We start from the raw sequence: 20,800 nt of genomic DNA on the forward strand, positions 1-20,800 counted from the left end.
AGGAAGCGGCGACGTCGGCTTACTCGTGATCGATTAGGAGTGGCAAGGTATTGCAGGACACAGCCGATCCCGAGGGCTCTGACGATTACTGGGAAGAGCGCTCTACAGAATCAGAAGCCATCGATCGGCCTGGTGGTCCAGCACCAGATCGAGGCCATAGCCCTCCCGGAGCAGAGACGAGTCGTCGTCGTAACCCAGGGCCTCGGCCAGTAATGGCGCTTCGAGAGTGAACCGCTCTAGCATCAGTTCAGTTCATATCCATCCCTCCAGAGCCGGCGATGCCGGTCCCGCACGATCCTGGCCAGTCACGATCCTGGCCAGTGAGTATGTCGTTTGACTACGGGCAGGGGTCAGGGCCAGCTGGTCGCAGCTGTTCGCTTCCCTTGTCCAAGGGGCCCTGGCCATGCCTCCCTCGCCCGGAAGTGCCATCCAGCAGCCGATGAGGAGCACGGTTCACAACCCAGCCCTAACTCACTGTTAACCAAGGATGTCCACCTCCGCACCCAAAGTGAGCGGGTAGGGCGATCGCTCCATGTTTCCAAGCTTCCTCCTGCCTCAGGCCAGCCGATTGACTTGTGGAGGCACCTCACTGGCGGTCGCCCTTCTGATCACAGCTACGCCCCTGTCTCCCACTCAGGCCCAGACGGGTCAGGGAGTGATCAGGATCAGTGGATCCAGCACGGTGTTTCCGATCACCCAGGAAGCCATCCGTGCCTTCCGCAAGACAGCTCCCGGCCGAAACGTCCGCTTCGAGCTCCAGGAAACGGGCACGTCGGCCGGCTTCCGTGACTTCTGCTCCGGCAAGGTGCCGATCGCCAATGCCTCACGACCGATCAGCAGCAAGGAACTCAAGGCCTGCGAGGCGAAAGGGGTCAAGTTCATCGAGCTGCCGATTGCTTTCGACGCCCTGACAGTGGCTGTCCACCCGAAGAATACCTGGGCCAGTCAGATCACTGTCAAGGAACTGAACACCCTGTGGAACCGCCAGGCCACGGGACGGGTGAAGCGTTGGAAGCAGGTGAACAGCGCCTGGCCCGACCGGCCGATCAAGCTTTGCGGAGCTGGTTCGGATTCCGGCACTTTTGACTATTTCAACAAGGCGATCACAGGCGATGCAGAGAACAGCCGCAGCGACTACACCGCCAGCGAAGATGACAATGTGCTGGTCAGATGCGTGGCCAATGATCCCAACGCACTGGGCTACTTCGGCTTTGGCTACTATCTCGCCAATCAGAACAAGCTCAGGTCCCTCGCCATTGTCGGCCGCAAGGGAGCAACCAGGCCTTCAGTCGAGGCTGTTCAGAAAGAGCGCTACACCCCCCTCTCCAGGCCGCTCTTCATCTATATCAACAATGCAAATATGCTTTCCCGTCCGGAGGTGCAGAAGTTCGTCACCTTCTTTGTGCGTAGGGGCCCCCAGATTGTCAAGGCCGCAGATTTCATTCCCCTTCCCGACTCCACCTACCTCCTGGTGGAAAGCAAGCTGTACCGCCATGTGCTCGGCACCTCCTTCGGTGGAGACCTGCCGATCGGACTGACGATCGGGCAGGCCCTTGACCGCAGCTTCGACCAGCTCAAGCAGCCCCGGCCCCGCTGAACAGCACTCCGCGCGCTCAGCGAGGATGAGTCATGTCCTAACGCCATCGCCGTGACGGCCTTCGAGACCAGCTCCAGTGCCAGCACCAGCACCGCGGAGGTCAGCGATCCCGCGATGGTCTGCGGCCTCTACGCAGCCGATCTGATCCAGCACCAGACGCGCCGGCTGGGCAAGCTCCAGTCCGAAGTGCTGGCTGATCACGATCCTGAACCGCTGCATCAGCTCCGGGTGAGTCTGCGCAGGCTGCGCACGGCCCTGAGCCAGTTCTCGCCTGCGCTGCGGATGCCTGACGGGGTGAGCGATCGCCGAATTGCCAGGGTGGCCCGGCGCACCAGCCTCTGCCGTGATCTCGACGTGCTCAGGGATCGGTTGGAGGGGCAGTTGCTGCCCCCCCTGCCGGAGGAGGAACGCAAGGCGATGAAGCCGGTGCTGAAGCGGCTGTCACGCAACCGGCGGCTGGCCTTCGAAGACCTCTCGGAGGCGCTTACCGGTGGCCCCTATCTCAAGCTGCTGGCCCGACTGCGCGCCTGGCAGCTGAAGCCTCGCTTCTCTCCCCTGGGAGATCTGCCGCTGGGGCCCTGGCTGTTCGAATGGCAGTCGCAGGCCTCCAGCGGCCTGTTTCTGCATGGCGGCTGGTTTGCCGCCGATCCGCACGATCCGGCCCTCCACGATCTGCGCAAGCGCATCAAGGGTTTGCGCTACGCCCTCGAGCATCTGGAGCCTTTCGCGGCGCCGGCGCTGGGGGAGTGGATCGTGCTTCTGAAAAAGGCACAGGACTGCCTGGGGGATCTTCACGATCTCCAGGTGCTCGCAGCGATCCTCGGCGATCAGCTCGAGAGTGGTGTGGCTGACACCCTGCCGGTGTTGCAGGCCGGCATCCTTGCCCAGCAGGCCGAGCGCTGGAGCCAATGGAGCGACCAGGCGCTCCAGCTGCGTGAGCAGGCCAATCGTCACAGGCTCTACAGCAGCCTGATCATGTCCCCCTGATCACGGCTGCCTGAGCCGGAAGACGGGGGTGTTCGGACTGACTGGAGTTCCTCTGGTGGGACTTGACTCTCCAGTTCACTGGACACCTTAGCGTCAAGTCATCGCTCCTCCCGATCGACCCCTGTCGATCACCCATCCCCGATGACCGGCCCACCCCCCACCCCGTCCTGCTGCCACGCCGATGGCCTGGCCCCCACGTCCGACCCGGAGCGGGAGCTGGCCCATGAACTCACTCTGCTGCGCCGCAAGCTCTCGCTGGCGGCCGTGCTCACGGGGCTGGTGGTGCTCGCGAGTATGCCCCACATGCTCGGTCTCCATTCCCTGCCGTTCCTGCCCGGCTGGTTCACGAGCCCCTGGACCCAGCTGCTGCTTTCCACCCCGGTGCTGTTCTGGTGCGGCCTGGAGTTCTTCACCGGCGCCGCCTCGGCTTTCCGCCAGCACAGCGCCGACATGAACACCCTGGTGGCCGCCGGCACCGGCATCGCCTGGCTCACGTCCCTGGTGGCCACCGTCGCGCCGCGGCTGCTCACCGAGGAAGGCCTGCCCGCCGACGTCTACTACGAAGTGGCTGTGGTGATCCTCACCCTGGTGCTGCTGGGCCGCCTGCTGGAGGCCCGCGCCCGCGGCCAGACATCGGAGGCGATCCGCCGCTTGCTGCGCTTGCAGCCGCCCACGGCCCGGGTGCTGCGCGATGGCGCCGTCCAGGAGATCCCGGTGGAGCTGGTGGTGGTGGGCGATCTGCTGCAGGTGCGCCCCGGCGAGAAGCTGCCCCTTGACGGGGTGGTGGTGGAGGGCCGCTCCTGGGTGGAGGAATCGATGCTCACCGGTGAGCCGACCCCAGTGGAGAAGGGTCCGGGCGATGCGGTGATCGGGGCGTCGCTCAACCGCAGCGGCAGCTTCAGCTTTCGTGTCAGCCACGTGGGCACCGACACCGTGCTTGCCCAGATCGTCGAGCTGGTGCGCCAGGCCCAGAGCTCCCGAACGCGGGTGCAGCGCCTGGCCGATCAGGTGGTGGGCTGGTTTGTGCCGGTGGTGATCGCCCTGGCCATCGCCGCCTTCGTGGGCTGGTTCCTGGTGAGCGGCAACCCGGTGCTGGCGATGCTGTTCCTGGTGAGCGTGCTGGTGATTGCCTGTCCCTGCGCCCTGGGGCTGGCCACTCCCACTTCGATCATGGTGGCTTCGGGCAAGGGGGCGGAGAACGGGCTGATCTTCCGCAGCGCCGAGGCTCTGGAAACCGCCGGTGGCCTGCGCACCATCGTGCTCGACAAGACCGGCACCCTCACCCGCGGCCAGCCGGAGGTGACCGATTTCGAGCGGCTGGGCGGCAGCCGGATGCCGGCGGTGGCCCTGCTGGGGGTGATCGCGGCCCTGGAGGAGCGCTCGGAGCATCCGCTGGCTGAGGCCATCGTGGGCTACATCCGCCCCCAGCTCCAGGATCCGCGCCTTCCAGCCGTGGAGGCGTTCGAGGCGGTGGCGGGCTGCGGCGTCAGGGGCCGCGCCGATGGTCGAGATGTGGTGGTGGGCACCCCCCGCTGGCTGGCGGAACTTGGTTGCGGTATGGAGGGGTTGGAGCCCCTGGCCACCCGGCTGGAGGGTGCGGCCCGCAGCGTGGCGGCGGTGGCGGTGGATGGGCGGATCGAGGCCTGCTTCGGCATCGCCGATCCCATCAAGCCGGGAGCGGTGGCTGCCGTGGCCGCTCTGCGGCGTCTGGGTTTGCAGGTGGTGATGCTCAGCGGCGACGCCCGCCGCACTGCCGAGGTGGTGGCCGCCCAGGTGGGCATCGAGCGGGTGATCGCCGAGGTGCGACCCGCCGATAAGGCCGATGTGATCCGGGGGCTGCAGGAGCGGGGCGAAGGTCCGGTGGCGATGGTGGGCGATGGCATCAACGACGCTCCCGCCCTGGCCCAGGCCGATGTGGGCCTGGCGATGGGCACCGGCACCGATGTGGCGATCGCGGCCAGCGACATCACCCTGATCTCCGGCAACCTGGCCGGGGTGCCGGCGGCGATCGAGCTCAGCCGCGCCGCCATGGCCAACATCCGCCAGAACCTGGTCTTCGCCTTCGCCTACAACGTGGCGGGTCTGCCCATTGCCGCCGGACTGCTGTTCCCTTTCACCGGCTGGCTGCTGAGTCCGATGATCGCCGGCGCGGCCATGGCCTTCAGCTCCGTATCCGTGGTGAGCAATGCCCTGCGGTTGCGTGGCTTCAAGCCCACCCCCCTCCCCGTTGCCGCCAGCTGATGACCAGCTTCGATGCCACCGCCGGCGCGACCGCCATCGCCACCGCCGTCGCCACCGGCGAACCTCTCTGGCGCACGATCGAGCAGCCCCTTGGCCTCAACGTGGCGGTAGCCGCCGGTGGCCTGGCGCTGATCGCCGCCGAACTCTGGTGGTTTCTCGGCCGCCATGGCGGCGGTGTGGCGGCTGGCGAAGGAGAGGGAGGGGTGCAGGAGATCACGATCACCGTGGATGGGGGCTACTCCCCAGCGCGGATCAGGCTCAAAGCCGGTCGCCCGGTCCGGCTCACCTTTCACCGCCTCGATCCCAGTGGCTGCGTCGCGCAGGTGATCGTCCCCGACTTCCGCCGCAGCCTCGATCTGCCCCTGAACGCCCGCACCAGCCTTGAACTGCCGCCCATGGAGCCCGGCGAGTATCCCTTCCACTGCGGCATGGCCATGGTCCGGGGGGTTCTGGAGGTGGTGTGAGGTGGCGGTCCGCCATCAGCACGATCGGAGTCCGGATCAACTCTCAGGGGCCCAGCGGACTGGCGAGACTGGTTTCCGCCGGTTCATCCACCACCCAGATCAGCAGCACTGAGAGAAGGGCCGCGAGATAGCACCACACCGAAGTGAAGGCGTGGATGTAGGCCACCTGGGAATAGACGAAGGCCGCCATGAGTCCCGCCGCGAACCAGCGCAGGCGGCGGAGAGGCGTCAGCAGCAGGGGGATCGTGACGATCAGGCTGTAGATCAGGGTTCCCCAGCCATGGCTCACCAGTCCGTAGGGGGGGATCAAGGCTTGGTACTCGATGCTGCCGAGCACCACGGTCGGCGTCACCCTGGCGGGCTCCAGCAGGAGTGGCACCCAGAGCCACACACCAAGCACCAGGCCCAGCACCAGGTCCAGCTGAATCAGCCGCCGGGAGTGGCCCTCATTCGCGCCGCCTCCGATCTTCAGGGCACACCAGGGGATCCAGGCCAACCAGAAGCCATGGGCGAAGAACAGATAGGCCAGAGCCGCCCGATGGGTCATCGGCTCAAGTCCCCCTCCATCGAGGCCGAGCCACACGAGCCCCTCCAGCCCCTGCTGGAGTCCGAACAACGCCGGGGTGAGGGCCAGGGGCAGCAGGTCGGCGGACGGCCCGCGCCAGCCTCTGACCACGGCGACCCCGCTCAGGGGAATCAGCAGCGCCGCCGCGGCAAAACTGGAGGTGCTTGAGAAACACATGGCCAGAGGGCTGCCTCTGGCAGCGGAGCAATCCCTCTCCACCTTGGACGACGCGCCCCTGAGGCTGCCTGACCGCCATGGGCTGATGACAGTTGGGGGTGCACTCACTATGGCGATTGGTGACGGAAGCCTGATCTGGACGCCACGGCATCCCAGCTTGAAATCATCAGATCTGCTCACCCACTTCCCTGCGCACTCCATGACCCGGTTTCGATTTCTGATTCCCTTCGGCAGCGCGGCCTTGGTGGGGGCCGTTGCCATGCCTGGCGCCGTCATGGCCCAGTCGCTGTACACCATCACCACCACGTGCTCTCTCAAGGGAGCAGCCCCCGTTCCCTGCACGGTGGAGGCCGTTGATGTGGGAGAGGCCACCGAATATCGCCACAGGATCGGGGCCACCAAGGTGACCTATCGGGTCTTTGATGATCCCTATGTGCGGGTTGATGGCATGGATCCGGCCACGGGCACCTGGATTCCAGCCCGCAATGCCTCCATCCGCTTTTCCAGCAACGAACTCTGCTTCAACGATCGCGCCTTCTGCGTGGTCAATCCCAATTACCTCAACAGTGTTCGCCAGGAAGCAGGGACGAACTTCACCGGTCGTGACCTGGTGGGCCTCAGCTTCGGCTCCAAGGGACGAGTCGATGTGGCCTGTTTCGATGAGGGCTGCCGCCGCCTGCGGGAGGCGATCGGGCAATGAAACGGTTTCTGCGGCTGGGCACCGCTTCATGCCTTGGGCTGGCGTTGACACTGACGCCGATGGCCCCCGTGGTGGCCACCGACCTCACTTCAGGCGGTGCTGCCGGCAGCGCTGAGCTCCAGATCGCCCGTGGCGGCGGCGGTGGACGAGGTGGTGGAGGTGGAAGCCGAGGCGGCGGTAGTCGCGGCGGCGGAGGCGGCCGAAGTTCCAGCGGTGGGCGCAGCGGAGGCTCCAGTGGTCGCACTGGTTTCAGCTCGTACAGCAGCGGCGGCAGTGCTTACCGCGGCAGCCAGAGACCATCGGGTGGCTGGAGCAGCGGTTCCTCACGGGCATCCTCGACGAGGGCAACCTCTTCCGGCAGCTCCCGGTCCTTCAGCGGACAAGGCCAGCGTCAGACCAATGCCGGCACCCGGCAGAGCGATCGCAGCACAGCGCAGGCAGATCGCCGAGATGCCTCCGGCTCCCGTCAGCAGGGGCGCCAGGACAACGCCGGCAACCGCCAGGACCAGCGCACCGATCGCACCGACACGCGTCAGTCGAACCGCACCGATCGCACCGACACCCGTCAGAACGACCGCAGTGACCGGGTTTCGGATCGAACCGATCTGCGCGGTGACCGTGCGGATAATCGCTGGGACAACACCTGGTCCGGCTGGGCCCGGCCTGGCTGGGGTGCCGCCCGCCCCTGGGCCACCGGCTGGTACGGCGGCTGGGCTTCGCCGCCCTGGGGCTGGTGGGGTGCCAGGTCAGTGGCCTGGGGTGTCGGCGCCTTGGCCACCACCGCCGCCATCACCAGCCTGGTGGATGATGCCATCAACGATCAGGTCACCTATATCGAGGTGCCTGAGACGAATTACGAGCTGTATTACCCCAGTGTCGAGCCTGTCGGCACCGACAGCATCACCTTCGCCGCCAACAGTGGCTCGAATCTGGTGGAGTTCACGGCAGACTGCAGGCAGGGTACCCTCGATGGCCGCACGCCTCAGACAGCGGAGGAGGCGCAGTTGCTCAATGCAGCTTGTCAAGTGGCCTATGGCGATTGATCGTTTCCGAGGCTCACAGGTGACGACTGCCGCAGCAGTGAATTCTCTATTCGCCTGTGCGCTGAAGTGCGTGGCCTGAGAGCTCTGCTGCATCAATGTATTATTGGCCTTCGTCCATCTGATCGTCACTTGAATCTCCACGGCTGAGAGATCTCCATGCGGTCTTGTTCTGGGCCTCGCTGTATGCTCCAGATTGGAATGATTGTAAAGTCTGTGACTGCACAATCCCCTGGTCAGCTCTAGGCTCTGATCTGGACGTGATCAACAGTGAGCCTTTCCGACCGCTTCATCCGCAACCCCGTTCTCACCACGGTGTGTTCGCTGGTGATCCTGCTGATCGGAGGCGTGGCGATCCCTTTGCTGCCGCTGGAGAAGTTGCCTCAGCTGGCACCTACCCAGATCCAGGTGATGGCCACCAACATCGGTGCCGACGCCCGCACCACCTTCGACACCGTGACGCGGGTGCTGGAGAAGGAGATCAACGGGGTGGAAGACATGAAATACCTGTCTTCCAACACTTCATCGGATGGCATCAGCAATATCAACGTCTTTTTCCCCGTCGCAGTGGATCGAAACATTGCGCAGGTGAACGTTCAGAACAGAGTCTCTCAGGCTTCACCCACCCTGCCCGACGTGGTCAAGCAGACGGGGGTGACGACCAAGGCCGCCTCGCCGAGCATTCTGGTGGCCTACGGCTTCTACGCCGATACCGACGCCAGCGGTGAGCCGCTCTACGACCAGCTGTTCCTCAGCAACTTCGTCGACCAGAACCTCAGTGATGAGATCCGCCGCGTGCCGGGTGTCGGAAACATCACGATCATCGGCGAGCGGCGCTATGCCATGCGGATCTGGCTGGATCCAGTACGACTGGCCAGCTTTGATCTGACCCCGCTTGATGTGGAGCGGGCGCTCCAGGAGCAGAACATCCAGACCGGTGCTGGGCGCCTTGGACAACAGCCCAGCCCGGAAGGCCAGGAGGTCGCCATCCCCCTTAAGGCCGAAAGTCGCTTTCGTGATGTGGCCGATGCCGAGAACCTCGTGCTGAAGCGGGGTGAGGACGGAACGCTGGTCAAGCTGATCGATGTGGGCCGCGTGGAGCTGGGCGCGGAGAATTACGACGTTGACACCACCCAGACCGGCAGGCCTTCGGCGGCTCTGTTCGTGTATCAGTTGCCGGGTGCCAATGCCCTCGATACCGGCAATCGGGTGAAGGAAAAGGTCAAGGAGCTGTCCGCCAACTTCCCGCCTGGCCTGCGCTATGAGATTCCCTACGATTCCACCCTGTTCGTCACCACGTCCCTGGCGGATGTGACAGGCAACCTGCGCGACGCCATCGTGATGGCCGTGCTCACGATCCTGCTGTTCCTGCAGGACTGGCGCTCCACCATTGTGCCGGCCCTGGCCATGCCGGTGGCGATGGTGGGAGCCATGGCGGTGGTGCTGGGGCTTGGCTTCAGCATCAACCAGCTCACCATGTTCGGCATCATCCTGGCGATCGGCACCGTCACCGATGACGCGGTGGTGATCGTGCAGTCGATCAAGCAGAAGCTCGGCCAGGGCATGAAGCCACTGCAGGCGGCGCTGGATTCCATGAACGAGCTGGCCACTCCCACCATCACCGCAGCCCTGGTGCAACTGGCGGTGTTCATCCCGGTGTCCTTCTTCCCTGGCACCACCGGCATCGTCTACCGCCAGTTCGCCGTCACCCTGGCAGCGGCGATCGTGTTTTCCACCTTCAATGCGCTGACGTTCTCGCCCACCCTCAGTGCGCTGTTTCTGAAGCCGGAGGGCGCCCCACCTGATGCCATCCAGCGGGGGATCAACTGGGGTCTCGGTTGGTTGTTCCGCGGCTTCAACCGGATGTTCGACGCAATGGTGGCCTGGTACGGCAGAGCCATTGAGCGGCTGATGGGACTGCGTCACATCGTGTTTGGCTTTTTCGTCGTCGGGCTGATCGCCACCGTGATGATGCTGGGCATCGTGCCGACAGGGTTCATCCCTGATGAAGACCAGGGCCTGATGATCTTGATCGGCGAATGCCCTCCCACGGTTGCCCTGCCCTATACCCAGGGTCAGGTCAAGCAGGTGAGTGGCATCCTTAAGGACTATCCGGATATCGAAAGCTTCCTTGGAGCCGCGGGATATGGCCTGGAAGGGAACGCTTACAACAAATATCTGTTCTTTGTTCGCTTCAAGCCCTGGGATCAGCGTGCCGAGGCAGACCAATCCGTGTTCAGCCTGCTCCAGTCGATCAACGTCAGACTCAAGAACGAGGTGACGGGTTCCTTCGCCATCGCCACCAACATTCCGCCTGTCGACGGAGTGGGTGCGACAGGCGGTTTCGAGTTTCACCTGCAGAACCGTGCGGGCCAGCCGATGGATGTATTGATCAAGAACGCTCAGGCTCTGATCGCAGCAGCCAGGGAGCGGCCAGAACTGCAGGGGGTCAGAACCAGCTTCACCCCCGCCACCGAGCAGATGGCGATCACGCTGGACCGGGACCTGGTCAAGGCACTCGATGTCGATGTGAGCGAAGCCTTCGGAACCCTTGAGGCGTACCTCGGCGGGAAATACGTGAACGACTTCATCCTCGGATCCGATCAATATCGGGTCTACATTCAGGCAGAAGGCGATCAGCGTCGTCAGCCCGGAGACATCGGATCGTTCTTTGTGCGCTCCCGTTCCGGTGACCTGGTGCAACTGCAGAGTGTCATCAAGACGGAGCCCTTTATTGCTCCGCCAACGATCACGTCTTACAACGTCTACGAGTCGATCAAGATCCAGGGTGTTCCGGCTCCCGGTTACAGCTCCGGTCAGGCGATCGTCGCCATGGAGGAACTGGCTGCAGAAACGCTCGATCCCGGTTTCGGCTACGAGTGGTCAGGTCTCTCGCTTGAGGAGAGGAGCGCCGGAGGAGCCACCACAGCGATCTTTGCCCTGGCCTTCGTGCTGGTGTTCCTGGTGATGGCTGCCCAGTACAGCAGTTACATCGACCCCCTGATCATTCTGCTCACCGTGCCCCTTGCCACCCTCGGCGCCATGGTGGCGATCTGGGGGCGCGCCAACCTGTTGCAGGCCGGTGGCTTCTGGCCGGTGATCAGTAACGACATCTTTGCTCAGGTTGGTCTGCTCATGTTGATCGGCATGGCTAGCAAGAACGCGATCCTGATCGTTGAGCAGGCGAATGAATTCATTCGGCTTGGTATGAGTCTCCCCCAGGCCGGCATCAGCGCGGCCAAGGTTCGATTCCAGCCGATCGTGATGACCGCGGCATCTGGACTGGTGGGTTACATCCCGTTGATGACCGCCTCCGGTGCCGGTGCAATCAGCCGCTGGTCGATCGGTACGGTGAGTTTCGGTGGCTACCTGGTGGCCACGGTGCTCAGCCTTGGGGTGGCACCGGTGTTGTTTGTGATCATCAAGGGGCTGGAGCGCCAGTATCTTCTCAACGGCGACGTGGAGTCGGCCTGAGATGAAAGCAGCTCACCGCCAGAGACTGTTCGCGGCGCTGATCGGCGCCGTGCTTGGCGGGGCCATGGGCAGGGCCATCGAGCCGATGGCCCAGGACCCCACCGGCCAGGAGCGCTTTCGCAGTCAGACCTACCAGAGGGTGTACCGGGCCTTTCCCCGCATCGGTGCGGGGTTCGGGGCCCTGGCGGGAGCAGGATTCGCCACCATCGCCCAGGCTCAGCGCAGACGGCTCCAGCAGCGCAAGCCTCGATCGGGCGGGCCATCAGCAGGCTCGCGGTCTTGAAGTGGAGGTACTGCCATGTAAGACCCCACAGCTCCCTGGGATGCAGGATTCCCCATCGGGTCTGTACTGATAATCAGCCCTGTTCCTCCCGCCCAGGGTTAACGATGTCAGGGTCCATGCTTTCGGTGGGCTGGTCCAGCTGGCAGGTCCTGTGGGAGCAACCTGGCTGAGTGGAGCCTGCTCAGGCCGCAAAGACATCGATCAGGCGGGCCATCAACAGATTGGCGGCCTTGAGGCCGTAGTCGGTGGCCCAGCAGCGCAGGGGCATGTGTCCCTCCAGCACCACTCCCTCCGCATCGACAGCCGTGGCCACCGGCACCGATAGGTCTTCCTGCTCTGGCATCCCAAAGCCGACACCCTCCACCAGGGGCCAGCCCACCCGCTGGGTGAAGCGCAGGAACAGCTCCTGATCCTGGGCGATCAGCGTGTCGCGGCTACCGCCCAGATCGCGGTAGAGGCGCTGCTGCACAGCGAAACCCTGTCGGCCGGAGCTGCTGGACTGCCAGAGGGCATCGATGATCTGCAGCGGCCCGGCCGGGCAGCGCTCCAGCGCCTCCGGGCTGAGCTCTCCTCCGCTGCCTGCCAGCTCCTCCATCAGCAGGCGCGCCGTCTCCTGATCGGCGGCATTCAGATCACCGGCGTTCAGCAACTCGCGGAGACGGGAGAAGCGCTGCACGTCTCCCACCAGCCGGAGGGTCTGCTGCACCTCCTCGAGCTGGGCGCCAAGATGCGCCACCCGCTGGGCGAGTTCTTCCAGGCGCCCTTCGAGATCGCTCACTGTGCCTTCACCGGGGTGCCGTGTCGCAGGCTCACCAGGTTGCTCACGATCAGCGATTGCCCTGCCTGCAGCCCCTTGAGGACTGGATATCGATTGTCCTGCAGAGATCCGAGCTTCACAGGCACCTGCAGGGCAAAGCGGCTTTCGGGCGGGAGAGTGCGCAGCTTCTCGATCGGAGCATTGCCGGGGAGGCGTTCCAATTCCGCCAGGCTGCCCATCACGAACACGAACGTCTGGCCGCTGGTGCGGGTGACCGCCAGGGCTGGCACGGCCAACTGGGTGTTGTCGTCGATCACCAGCCTGGTGCGCACCCGCTCGCCGTTGCGGAACTGACCGCTGGGGTTGTCCAGCTCCGCCTTGACCAGAAAAGCCTGGGTGGCATTGTTCACCCGGGGATCGATGGAGACCACCCTGCCCTGCACGGGACTCGTGGCGGCGGGAGCATCGAGCAGCACCGGCTGGCCAGGGCGCACCCGCTGACCGAAGCGCGCCGGCACGTCCAACCGAGCCAGCAGCCGGGCCGTGCGCTGAATGGTCGTGAACGGGGCGCCGGCGCGGATCACATCCCCTGGTTTCACCGTCACGTCGCTCACAACGCCATCGATCGGCGCCCGCAGGTCTTTGTAGGCCAGATCGGCCTGCTTGGCCCGCAGGGCCGACTCCGCCGCCACCAGATTCTGGCGCAGGGCATCGCGCTGGATGGGGCTGGCGGCCCCCTGCCTGGCCAGGAACTCGAAGCGCTGAACATTCAGTCGGCTCTCATCCCGCTGACTCGCCAACGCCTTCACCTCCTCGCGCAGCTGGGTCTGATCGAGCACCACCAGCAACTGCCCCTGGCGCACCACATCACCTTGACGGACCCGCAGGCTCTCGATTCGCCCGCCCGCCTGGGCCGCCAGATTCACCTCCTCGGGCGCCTCCAGGGTGCTGATCGTGGAGATTTCCTCGGCAAACCGAGTGCTGCTCACCGGTTCCACCGCCACGGCCACGGCCTTGGGCTGCGGCGTGGGTTCGCTCTGGCAGCCGGCCACGACGGCCGCCAGGGTCAGCAGCAGGGCAAAGGAATGGGGCGTTCGCACCAGCGCACAGCCTGGACAACAACTGCATTGTGATGGCAGAGCCCCTGCAGCACCGCCATTGGAGAATTTCTAGTTGTGCCGCCGCCTGAGGCTTTCGTAGGCCTGGCAAAAGGGTTCACCCAGGGCCTCCCGCAGCACCGTGTCGGCGGCGAAGGCGCTGAGGGCCTCCTCGAGGCTTGTGGGCAGCGCCGCCGCCGTACCGGGTGCCGGCGGATCGGTGTAGAGGTTGGCGTCGTTGCGCGGGCCCGGGTCGAGCTCCCGCTCGAGCCCGTCGAGGCCGGCGGCGAGCACGGCTGCCGGCAGCAGGTAGGGGTTGGCGGCACTGTCGGCCAGGCGCAGCTCCAGCCGCTGGTCGTCGGGGATGCGCACCATGTGGCTGCGGTTGTTGCCGCCATAGCTGATCCAGCCCGGCGACCAGGTGGCGCCGGAGTTGGTGGTGATCCCCCCCAGCCGCGCATAGCTCTCGGCGGTGGGATTGGTGATCGCGCACAGGGCCGGGGCGTGCTCCAGCAGACCCCCCAGAAAGTGGTAGGCCAGTTGCGAGAGGCCCAGCTCACCGCGGGGGTCGTGGAAGAGGTTGCGGCCCGAGCTGTCCCAGAGGGAATGGTGCAGGTGTGCGCCGCTGCCGGTGAGCTGGGGGAAGGGCTTGGGGCCGAAGCTCACCCGAGCGCCCAGCGGTTCCGCCATCGACTGGGCCATCACCCGGAAGAAGGCGTGGCGGTCGGCGGTCACCAGGGCATCGGCGAAGGTCCAGTTGATCTCGAACTGGCCGTTGGCATCCTCGTGATCGGCCTGATACGGCCCCCATCCCAGCTCCTCCATCGCCTCCAGCAGGCCGCCGATCAGCTCGAACTGGCGCATCAACGCCAGCTGGTCGTAGCAGGGCTTGTTCTGGGTGTCGTGGCCATCGGCGATCGCCTTGCCGCCCGGCTCCAGCAGGAAGAATTCCGCCTCCACTCCCGTGCGGAAGCTGTAGCCGAGCCGGTCGACCCGCTCCAGCTGGCGGCGCAGCACCCAGCGCGGCGACTGCTCCAGCGGCCGGCCCTCCACCTGCAGATCGGTGGCCAGCCAGGCCACGCTGCGCTGCCAGGGCAGCACCGCCAGGCTGGCTGGATCCGGCAGGCCGAGCACATCTGGATCGGCCGGGGTCATCGCCAGCCAGGCGGCGAAGCCCGCGAAGCCAGCGCCATCGCGGGCCACCTGATTGACGGCGCTGGCCGGCACCAGCTTGGCGCGCTGCACCCCGAACAGATCCGAGAAGGAAAAGAGGAAATGGCGGAGGCCGTGGTCGGCGGCGTAGCGGGCCAGGTCGGTCATGGGCTCAGCAGGCGTTCAAGGGCGGCGCGGATCATGGCCTGCTCGGCCGGGGCATCACGGGGATTGCCGGCCCTGTGTCCCAGCACCGACTCCAGCCGCTCGAAGCGGGCGCCCGGGATGCAGGCGGCTTCAGCGGCGCAGTCGTCGGGGGGGAAATACAGGTCGTGGGAGCCGGCGATCACTGTGGTGCGTGCCGTGATCCGCCCCAGGGCGGCGGCGCCGAGATCGTTGGCCAGCCAGGTGTCGAGCATGGCCAGCAGATCGCGGGGATCATGGCGGCGGTAGGCCGGCAACCAGCTGCGCTCCACATAGTCGTCCACGCTGGTGTAGCCCAGCGCCTCGTGCAGGCCCTGCCGGTAGTAGGCCTGGCTGGCGGCCCAGCTGGCGTAGATCAGGGCGAAGCCACGCAGCCCCTGCTCGGGGGTGGACCTGAAGTGTTCCCCATCCCAGGCGGGATCGCTGGTGAGGGCCTGGCGCAGGCTGAGCAGGAACAGGCGGTTGTGGGGCGTGGTGCGGGCTGTGCCGCAGAGGCAGCAGATCCGCTCCACCGCCTGCGGCTCCAGGGCCGCCCAGTGGTAGGCCTGCTGCGCCCCCATCGACCAGCCATAGATCAGGGCGAGGTGCTCCGCCCCGAACACCTCCTGGATCAGACGTTTCTGGGCGGCCACGTTGTCGGCGTGATGGATCACCCAGCCCTGCTCAGCCACGCCCATCGACGCGTTGCTGGGGCTGCTGGAGCGGCCGTTGCCGAACTGGCTAACCAGCAGCACGCACCATCGCTGGGGATCGAGAATCGGCCCCACCACCCAGTCGATGTCCTCGGGCCAGGCGCCGTAGGAGCTGGGGAAGAGCACCAGGTTGGAGCGCGCGGCGTTGAGCTCACCGAACACCCGGTAGGCCAGGCGGGCGTTGGCCAGTTCCTTGCCGCAGCTGAGCGGCAGGCGGCCCAGCTCAAACACGGCATCCCGGCCCTTGATCGCCGCGGCCACGCTCATCTGGCTGGTACCGGCAAAGGGGGTGGCTCCGGCAGCGCCAGCCTTGAGGGATCGGCCAGGAAGGCCCGGTGCACCGCCAGGTAGCCCGGATCGTTGTGCTCCAGCCGCGGGGCGATCCAGCCGTGGGCTGCCGGCAGGGCATGGAAGGGCAGCGAGGCGATCAGGTGATGCTCGACGTGGAACGGCATGTTCCACATCAGCCAGCGCAGGGGCGCCAGGGTGCGGGTGGTGCGTGTGTTGCGCAGCACGTCGGCGCTGGTGCTGCAGCCGCCGTGCTCAGCCATCAGCACGAAGCGCAGCAGGGGCTGGCCCAGGGCCAGCGGCAGCAGCCACTGCCAGAGCAGAAAGCCATTGGCGCCCGGCAGCGACAACAGAAACACCAGCCCGTAGACGCCGAACTGGAGCCGGATCGAGCGGCTCAACGCCGGGGCGGCCTCGGCGGGGATGTAGGGACGATCGCCGAAGTTGCCGCTCAGGCCGGCGGCGTGGCTGCGCAGCTTGCCGATCCACCAGGGCAGCCCGCTTAACTCCAGCAGGTACGCCCAGCGGCTGGTGGGCGGCGCATCCTCCAGCTCCGGGTCCAGGCCCGGCTGGTGGGTGTGGCGGTGGTGCCACTGGTGGTAGCGCCGGTAGAAATCGGCGTTGTAGAAGCTCAGCACCCCGGCCCACCAGGCCAGGCCGTCGTTGAGCCGGCGGCTGGCGAAGGCGGTGCGGTGGCCGCACTCGTGCATGGCGCAGAAGGCGAAGGCCAGTCCCCAGCCCAGCAGCAGCAGGGCAGGCAAGCGCAGCGCCCAGGGCAGGCGATCATCCCCCCAGACCAGTCCGCTGACCAGGATCAGCGCCCCATGCCCAGCCGCCTGCCGCCAGCCGGCCGCATCGGAGCGGAGGTTGAGCTGACGCAGGCTATCGGCGGGAATCAGCTCGGCAGAGGCCGCCTTGATCGCAGGTTGGCTCGTGGTCACGGACCTCAGGATCCCAGTAACGCTGTGCATTCCAACCGTTCCTGGCTGGCATCGCGGCGATCCTCCAGGCGGCGGATCAGGCCGGACAGATAGGCCGCGTCGGAGCCGATGCCGCAGAAGCGACCCGAGCCCCAGGTGTGCAGCCAGGGCAGCCCCAGGAAGTAGAGGCCGGCCGCCGGCGTCACACCGCGCTGGTGCACCGGCTCCCCAGCGCCATCGAAGACGGGGACCTCCACCCAGCGGAAGTCGGAGCGGTAGCCCGTGCACCAGATCACGGCCGCCAGTGGTTCATCGCCAAGATCGATGGGTGGATCCAGCGGCGGCGGCTGCCAGCAGGGTTGGTAGGCGGGGTCTGCGGGTGCCTCGAGACCGTTGGACTCGATGTAGGTGTCGATGCTGGCGCGGATGCGCTGGTAGACCGCGTCGGCTCCATCGAGATTCGCGGCCAGATCAGGAGCAAAGCGGAAGCCGCTGGCAGTGATCTCCTCCAGGCGGCCGTGCAGGACCATCCCTTCGAGGGCACGACGGCGCAGATCGATCTCCCGGCCACCATCGCGGCCGGTCAGGTAGTGGTTGGTCTTGCGACGCACCGAGCGGGGATCCGGGTGCTGCTCGATCGGTGTGTCGTAGTAGCTCATCCGATCGAGCCAGTCGACCACATCCTTGCCGCGATAGCGACGGGGTGAACGGGGAGCCGAACCCACGCTGAGGTGAACACGGCGGCCTGAGAGGAAGAGGTCTTCGGCGATCTGGCAGCCCGACTGGCCGCTGCCCACCACCAGGACGGGCCCATCGGGCAGTTGGTCGGAGCGGCGGTAATCGCGGGCGTCGAGCTGGAGCAGCCCAGTTGGCAGCCGGGTTGCCAGCGGATGGCGCCTTGGGCGGTGGTAGGCGCCGGTGGCGATCACCACCTGCCGGGCCTCGATCACCCCGTCGCTGGTGCTCAGGCGATAACCACCGGTTTCGAGGGGTACAAGACGCTCAACGGCAATGCCCTCGCGCACCGGCACGGCGGCGTGCTCGGCAAAGCGGCGCAGGTACTCGACGATCGCGTCGCGGCCCATGAACCCCTCGGGATCATCACCGTCATATGGGAACTCCGGCAGGCGGCATTGCCAGTTGGGGGTGACCAGACAGAAGGAATCCCAGCGCTGGTGCTGCCAGGAGTGGGCGACCTGGTGCCGTTCGAGCACCAGTGGCGTCAGGCCCTGCTGTTGGAGGCAGCTGGCCACCGACAGGCCGGCCTGGCCGGCACCGATCACCACGACCGGCACTCGCAGGATGGCTGAGCTGGACGGGGGATGATCTGAACTGGTGACGATTCCGGTCAATCCACCCTTGCTTCAATCCACCATTCTGGAATCTCTGGAGGTGGTTGACCGTAGCGATCGTGACGAACGGCGGATGACGCTCCGCCACGGCCTGCTCTCTCTGGTGGCCTGGCGATTCTGTGGCAGTGGTTACACAGGTCGAAACATGGGCTGTGCAATGGTCGCTTTCGTTGCTACCAAGCCAGGCCGTTCATCGATGCCCGAGGTCACCCATCCAGCTCATCAAGCAGGAGATTTTCTCGTTGATTACGAGGAGAAAGTCTTTCCTGATATCAAGGCCGAGCCGGGGGAGAAGGCGCTGGTCACCTTTCACACCGTGGCCTTCGAGGGTTCCATCGGTCTGGTGAACCTGCTGCAGGCCAGCCGTCTGATCAACAAGGGCTTCGAGACCTCGATTCTTCTCTATGGCCCTGGGGTCACCCTGGGTGTGCAGCGGGGCTTCCCCAAGCTCGGTGATGCCGCCTTCGACGGCCATCTCAATTTCAATGCCCGCATCCAGAAGTTCATGGATCAGGGCGGCAAGGTTTACGCCTGCCGTTTTGCCCTTCAGGCGCTCTATGGCCATGGCGAGGGTGCGCTGATTCCGGGAATTCGCCCGGTCAATCCTCTCGACGTGCTCGACATCATCCTGATGCACCGCAAGGAGGGTGCCTTCATTCTCGATACCTGGACTCTCTGAATGAAGGCGCCGATCATCGTTGCTGCCGCCCAGATCCGTCCGGTTCTTCACAGCCTGGACGGGTCAGTGGCACGGTTGCTGGAGGCCATGGCTGAGGCGGCTGCAGCATCGGTGCGGCTGATCGTTTTCCCGGAAACCTTCCTTCCTTACTACCCCTACTTTTCGTTCATCGAGCCGCCCGTGCTGATGGGCCGCTCGCATCTGCGGCTGTATGAGCAAGCGGTGGTTGTTCCCGGCCCCACGATCGACAGGGTCGCAGCAGCAGCACGTCGATATCGCATGCACGTGCTCCTGGGCATCAACGAGCGCGACGGCGGCAGCCTCTACAACGCCCAGTTGCTGATTGATGACAGGGGCGAGGTGCTGCTCAAGCGCCGCAAGATCACCCCCACCTATCACGAGCGGATGGTGTGGGGCCAGGGCGATGGTGCCGGCCTGAAGGTGGTGCCCACGGATCTCGGCAGGGTCGGTGCCCTGGCCTGCTGGGAGCACTACAACCCGCTGGCGCGTTTCAGCCTGATGGCCCAGGGAGAGGAGATCCACTGCGCCCAGTTCCCCGGCTCGCTGGTGGGGCCGATCTTCAGCGAGCAGACGGCCGTCAGCCTGCGTCACCACGCCCTGGAGGCGGGATGCTTCGTGATCAGCTCCACCGCCTGGCTGGATCCCGCGGATCTGGCCACGATCACGCCGGACGCTTCGCTGCAGAAGGCGTTTCAGGGCGGTTGCCACACCGCCGTGATCAGCCCTGAGGGCCGCTATCTGGCCGGCCCGCTTCCTGAGGGCGAAGGGCTGGCCATCGCCGAGCTTGATCCTGCGCTGATCACCAAACGCAAGCGGATGATGGACAGCGTGGGCCACTACAGCCGCCCCGATCTGCTTGGTCTGCGCATCGACCGCACACCGGCCCGTCTGATCGAAGACAACCCCGGGCCTCCAGTTCAGGCCCCTTCGGACGTGCCCATCACAGCCAGCTCGCTCCCCCCTCTGGAGGTGGCCTCCCATGGCTGAAGGTGCCTCCGCCGCACTGGGCCGGCTGGTCACCGAGCTCCAGGTGAATGGCGTGGTGGTACCCGCCGTTGGCGGCAATCCTGGCCGTCGTGGCGGGGCCGGCCCCTCCGATCACCGCGCCATCAGTGTTGATGGCACCACCGTGATGGTGCCCGTCTACAACTCAGCCGCTGAGGGTTCTCCCTATGCCCTGGAGCGCCACGAAGACGGAGAAGTCTGGCTGACGCACCGCGACCGGAGCGGCTCCCTGCAGTTGGTGGACACCCCGCCTGAACCGCACTTCTACGGGCTCAGCACTGCCGACGGCACGCCTTACCGCTCGATCGCATTGCTGCATGGCCGCGATGTGCTGGCCACCACCCTGCTGCAGACCTGCATCCGCTTCCGTGACCGCAGCCAGTCGTGCCAGTTCTGTGCGATCGAGCAATCGCTCGACGACGGCCGCACCCTGGCGCGCAAGACCCCACAACAGGTGGCCGAGGTGGCTGAAGCGGCCATGCGGCTCGATGGTGTCAAGCAGTTGGTCATGACCACCGGCACTCCCAACTCCGACGACCGCGGTGCCCGGCTGATGGCCGAAACCGCACGCGCCGTCAAGGCGCTGGTGCCCCTGCCGATCCAGGCCCAGTGCGAGCCCCCGGACGATCCGATCTGGTTCCAGCGCATGCATGACGCCGGCGTTGACAGCCTCGGCATGCACCTCGAGGTGGTGGAGCCTGAGGTGCGCCGGCGGATCCTCCCCGGCAAGGCCGAGCTCAGTCTCGAGCGCTATTTCACCGCCTTCGAGCAGGCGGTGGCGGTGTTTGGCCGGGGTGAGGTGTCCACCTACCTGCTCGCCGGGCTGGGTGATCGAGCCGATTCGATCGTGAGCTGCAGTGAGCGATTGATCGCCCTGGGTGTCTACCCCTTCGTGGTTCCGTTCGTGCCGATCGCCGGAACCCCGCTGGAGCACCATCCAGCTCCCAGCACCGACTTCATGGTTGAGATCTACACGGCGGTGGGACGACTGCTGGAGGCCTCCGATCTGAGTTCCGCCGCGATGACGGCGGGCTGCGCAAAGTGCGGCGCCTGCTCCGCCCTGTCCCTGTTCGAGTCCAGCGGACCCGGCCCCTCCTGAACCGAC

General features: G+C 65.8%; 19 protein-coding genes. 11 read left to right on the top strand and 8 right to left on the bottom strand.

Translation table 11 applies throughout. The features are described 5' to 3' along the window. Positions 1-102 precede the first annotated feature (102 nt). Positions 103-243, bottom strand: a complete 141-nt coding sequence (locus KBY77_RS13820; protein WP_255105639.1) for a hypothetical protein — start codon at positions 241-243, stop codon at positions 103-105. A 289-nt stretch (positions 244-532) separates the two neighbouring features. On the opposite strand from KBY77_RS13820, the gene KBY77_RS13825 reads away from it, so the two are divergent. The 4 genes from KBY77_RS13825 to KBY77_RS13840 all read left to right on the top strand — a co-directional run bounded on the left by KBY77_RS13825 (position 533) and on the right by KBY77_RS13840 (position 5,289). Next, complete coding sequence (locus tag KBY77_RS13825) at positions 533-1,597, top strand: PstS family phosphate ABC transporter substrate-binding protein (RefSeq protein ID WP_255105641.1); 1,065 nt, start codon at positions 533-535, stop codon at positions 1,595-1,597. A 51-nt stretch (positions 1,598-1,648) separates the two neighbouring features. Continuing rightward, positions 1,649-2,584, top strand: coding sequence for a CHAD domain-containing protein (locus KBY77_RS13830; protein ID WP_255105643.1), 936 nt, complete (start codon positions 1,649-1,651; stop codon positions 2,582-2,584). A 141-nt stretch (positions 2,585-2,725) separates the two neighbouring features. Next, positions 2,726-4,825, top strand: a complete 2,100-nt coding sequence (locus KBY77_RS13835; RefSeq protein ID WP_255105645.1) for a copper-translocating P-type ATPase — start codon at positions 2,726-2,728, stop codon at positions 4,823-4,825. Then, positions 4,825-5,289: a cupredoxin domain-containing protein gene (locus KBY77_RS13840; RefSeq protein WP_255105647.1), complete on the top strand. Its 465-nt coding sequence runs from the start codon at positions 4,825-4,827 to the stop codon at positions 5,287-5,289. The genes KBY77_RS13835 and KBY77_RS13840 overlap by 1 nt, the downstream gene beginning before the upstream one ends. A gap of 43 nt (positions 5,290-5,332) precedes the next feature. On the opposite strand, the gene KBY77_RS13845 is transcribed toward KBY77_RS13840, so the two are convergent. Next, a complete protein-coding gene (locus KBY77_RS13845) occupies positions 5,333-6,031 on the bottom strand; it encodes a DUF6629 family protein (RefSeq protein ID WP_255105649.1) in 699 nt (232 codons plus the stop codon). Between the two features lie 199 nt (positions 6,032-6,230). On the opposite strand from KBY77_RS13845, the gene KBY77_RS13850 reads away from it, so the two are divergent. From KBY77_RS13850 to KBY77_RS13865, 4 genes are all read left to right on the top strand, one after another. Beyond that, on the top strand, positions 6,231-6,731 hold the full coding sequence (locus tag KBY77_RS13850; protein ID WP_255105651.1) for a hypothetical protein: 501 nt from the start codon (positions 6,231-6,233) through the stop codon (positions 6,729-6,731). Positions 6,732-6,790: 59 nt separating this feature from the next. Continuing rightward, positions 6,791-7,774 (top strand): hypothetical protein, encoded by a 984-nt coding sequence (locus KBY77_RS13855; protein ID WP_255105653.1) that lies wholly within the window; start codon positions 6,791-6,793, stop codon positions 7,772-7,774. 267 nt (positions 7,775-8,041) lie between these two features. Continuing rightward, complete coding sequence (locus KBY77_RS13860; RefSeq protein WP_255105655.1) at positions 8,042-11,245, top strand: efflux RND transporter permease subunit; 3,204 nt, start codon at positions 8,042-8,044, stop codon at positions 11,243-11,245. A gap of 1 nt (position 11,246) precedes the next feature. Further along, positions 11,247-11,528, top strand: coding sequence for a hypothetical protein (locus tag KBY77_RS13865; RefSeq protein ID WP_255105656.1), 282 nt, complete (start codon positions 11,247-11,249; stop codon positions 11,526-11,528). A gap of 181 nt (positions 11,529-11,709) precedes the next feature. Here the strand turns inward: KBY77_RS13865 and KBY77_RS13870 are convergent, their stop codons facing one another. The 6 genes from KBY77_RS13870 to KBY77_RS13895 all read right to left on the bottom strand — a co-directional run bounded on the left by KBY77_RS13870 (position 11,710) and on the right by KBY77_RS13895 (position 17,933). After that, positions 11,710-12,306, bottom strand: coding sequence for a GUN4 domain-containing protein (locus KBY77_RS13870; protein WP_255105658.1), 597 nt, complete (start codon positions 12,304-12,306; stop codon positions 11,710-11,712). Beyond that, positions 12,303-13,385, bottom strand: coding sequence for an efflux RND transporter periplasmic adaptor subunit (locus tag KBY77_RS13875; RefSeq protein ID WP_255105661.1), 1,083 nt, complete (start codon positions 13,383-13,385; stop codon positions 12,303-12,305). The genes KBY77_RS13870 and KBY77_RS13875 overlap by 4 nt, the downstream gene beginning before the upstream one ends. 69 nt (positions 13,386-13,454) lie before the next feature. Beyond that, positions 13,455-14,702 (bottom strand): type III glutamate--ammonia ligase, encoded by a 1,248-nt coding sequence (gene glnT / locus KBY77_RS13880; RefSeq protein ID WP_255105663.1) that lies wholly within the window; start codon positions 14,700-14,702, stop codon positions 13,455-13,457. Beyond that, the gene (locus KBY77_RS13885) at positions 14,699-15,697 is read right to left on the bottom strand and encodes an alpha/beta fold hydrolase (protein WP_255105665.1); all 999 of its coding nucleotides are present in this window, start codon (positions 15,695-15,697) and stop codon (positions 14,699-14,701) included. The genes glnT and KBY77_RS13885 overlap by 4 nt, the downstream gene beginning before the upstream one ends. Then, positions 15,694-16,689 (bottom strand): fatty acid desaturase, encoded by a 996-nt coding sequence (locus tag KBY77_RS13890; protein WP_255105667.1) that lies wholly within the window; start codon positions 16,687-16,689, stop codon positions 15,694-15,696. The genes KBY77_RS13885 and KBY77_RS13890 overlap by 4 nt, the downstream gene beginning before the upstream one ends. Further along, entirely contained in the window at positions 16,665-17,933 is a 1,269-nt protein-coding gene (locus tag KBY77_RS13895) for an MSMEG_0569 family flavin-dependent oxidoreductase (protein ID WP_255105670.1), read from the bottom strand. Before KBY77_RS13895 ends, KBY77_RS13890 begins: the two co-directional genes overlap by 25 nt. A 253-nt stretch (positions 17,934-18,186) precedes the next feature. Between KBY77_RS13895 and KBY77_RS13900 the strand changes: the two genes are divergently transcribed. Genes KBY77_RS13900 through KBY77_RS13910 form a run of 3 tightly spaced genes read left to right on the top strand, consistent with a single transcriptional unit; the run spans position 18,187 to position 20,794 of the window. Then, positions 18,187-18,669 (top strand): MSMEG_0572/Sll0783 family nitrogen starvation response protein, encoded by a 483-nt coding sequence (locus tag KBY77_RS13900; protein ID WP_255105755.1) that lies wholly within the window; start codon positions 18,187-18,189, stop codon positions 18,667-18,669. Then, on the top strand, positions 18,670-19,677 hold the full coding sequence (locus KBY77_RS13905) for a Nit6803 family nitrilase (protein ID WP_255105672.1): 1,008 nt from the start codon (positions 18,670-18,672) through the stop codon (positions 19,675-19,677). Beyond that, complete coding sequence (locus KBY77_RS13910; RefSeq protein ID WP_255105675.1) at positions 19,670-20,794, top strand: MSMEG_0568 family radical SAM protein; 1,125 nt, start codon at positions 19,670-19,672, stop codon at positions 20,792-20,794. Before KBY77_RS13905 ends, KBY77_RS13910 begins: the two co-directional genes overlap by 8 nt. Positions 20,795-20,800 lie beyond the last annotated feature (6 nt).

Origin of the sequence: Synechococcus sp. Cruz-7E5 (genome assembly GCF_024345995.1) — a bacterium.
In the GTDB taxonomy this organism is placed as follows: domain Bacteria; phylum Cyanobacteriota; class Cyanobacteriia; order PCC-6307; family Cyanobiaceae; genus Regnicoccus_A.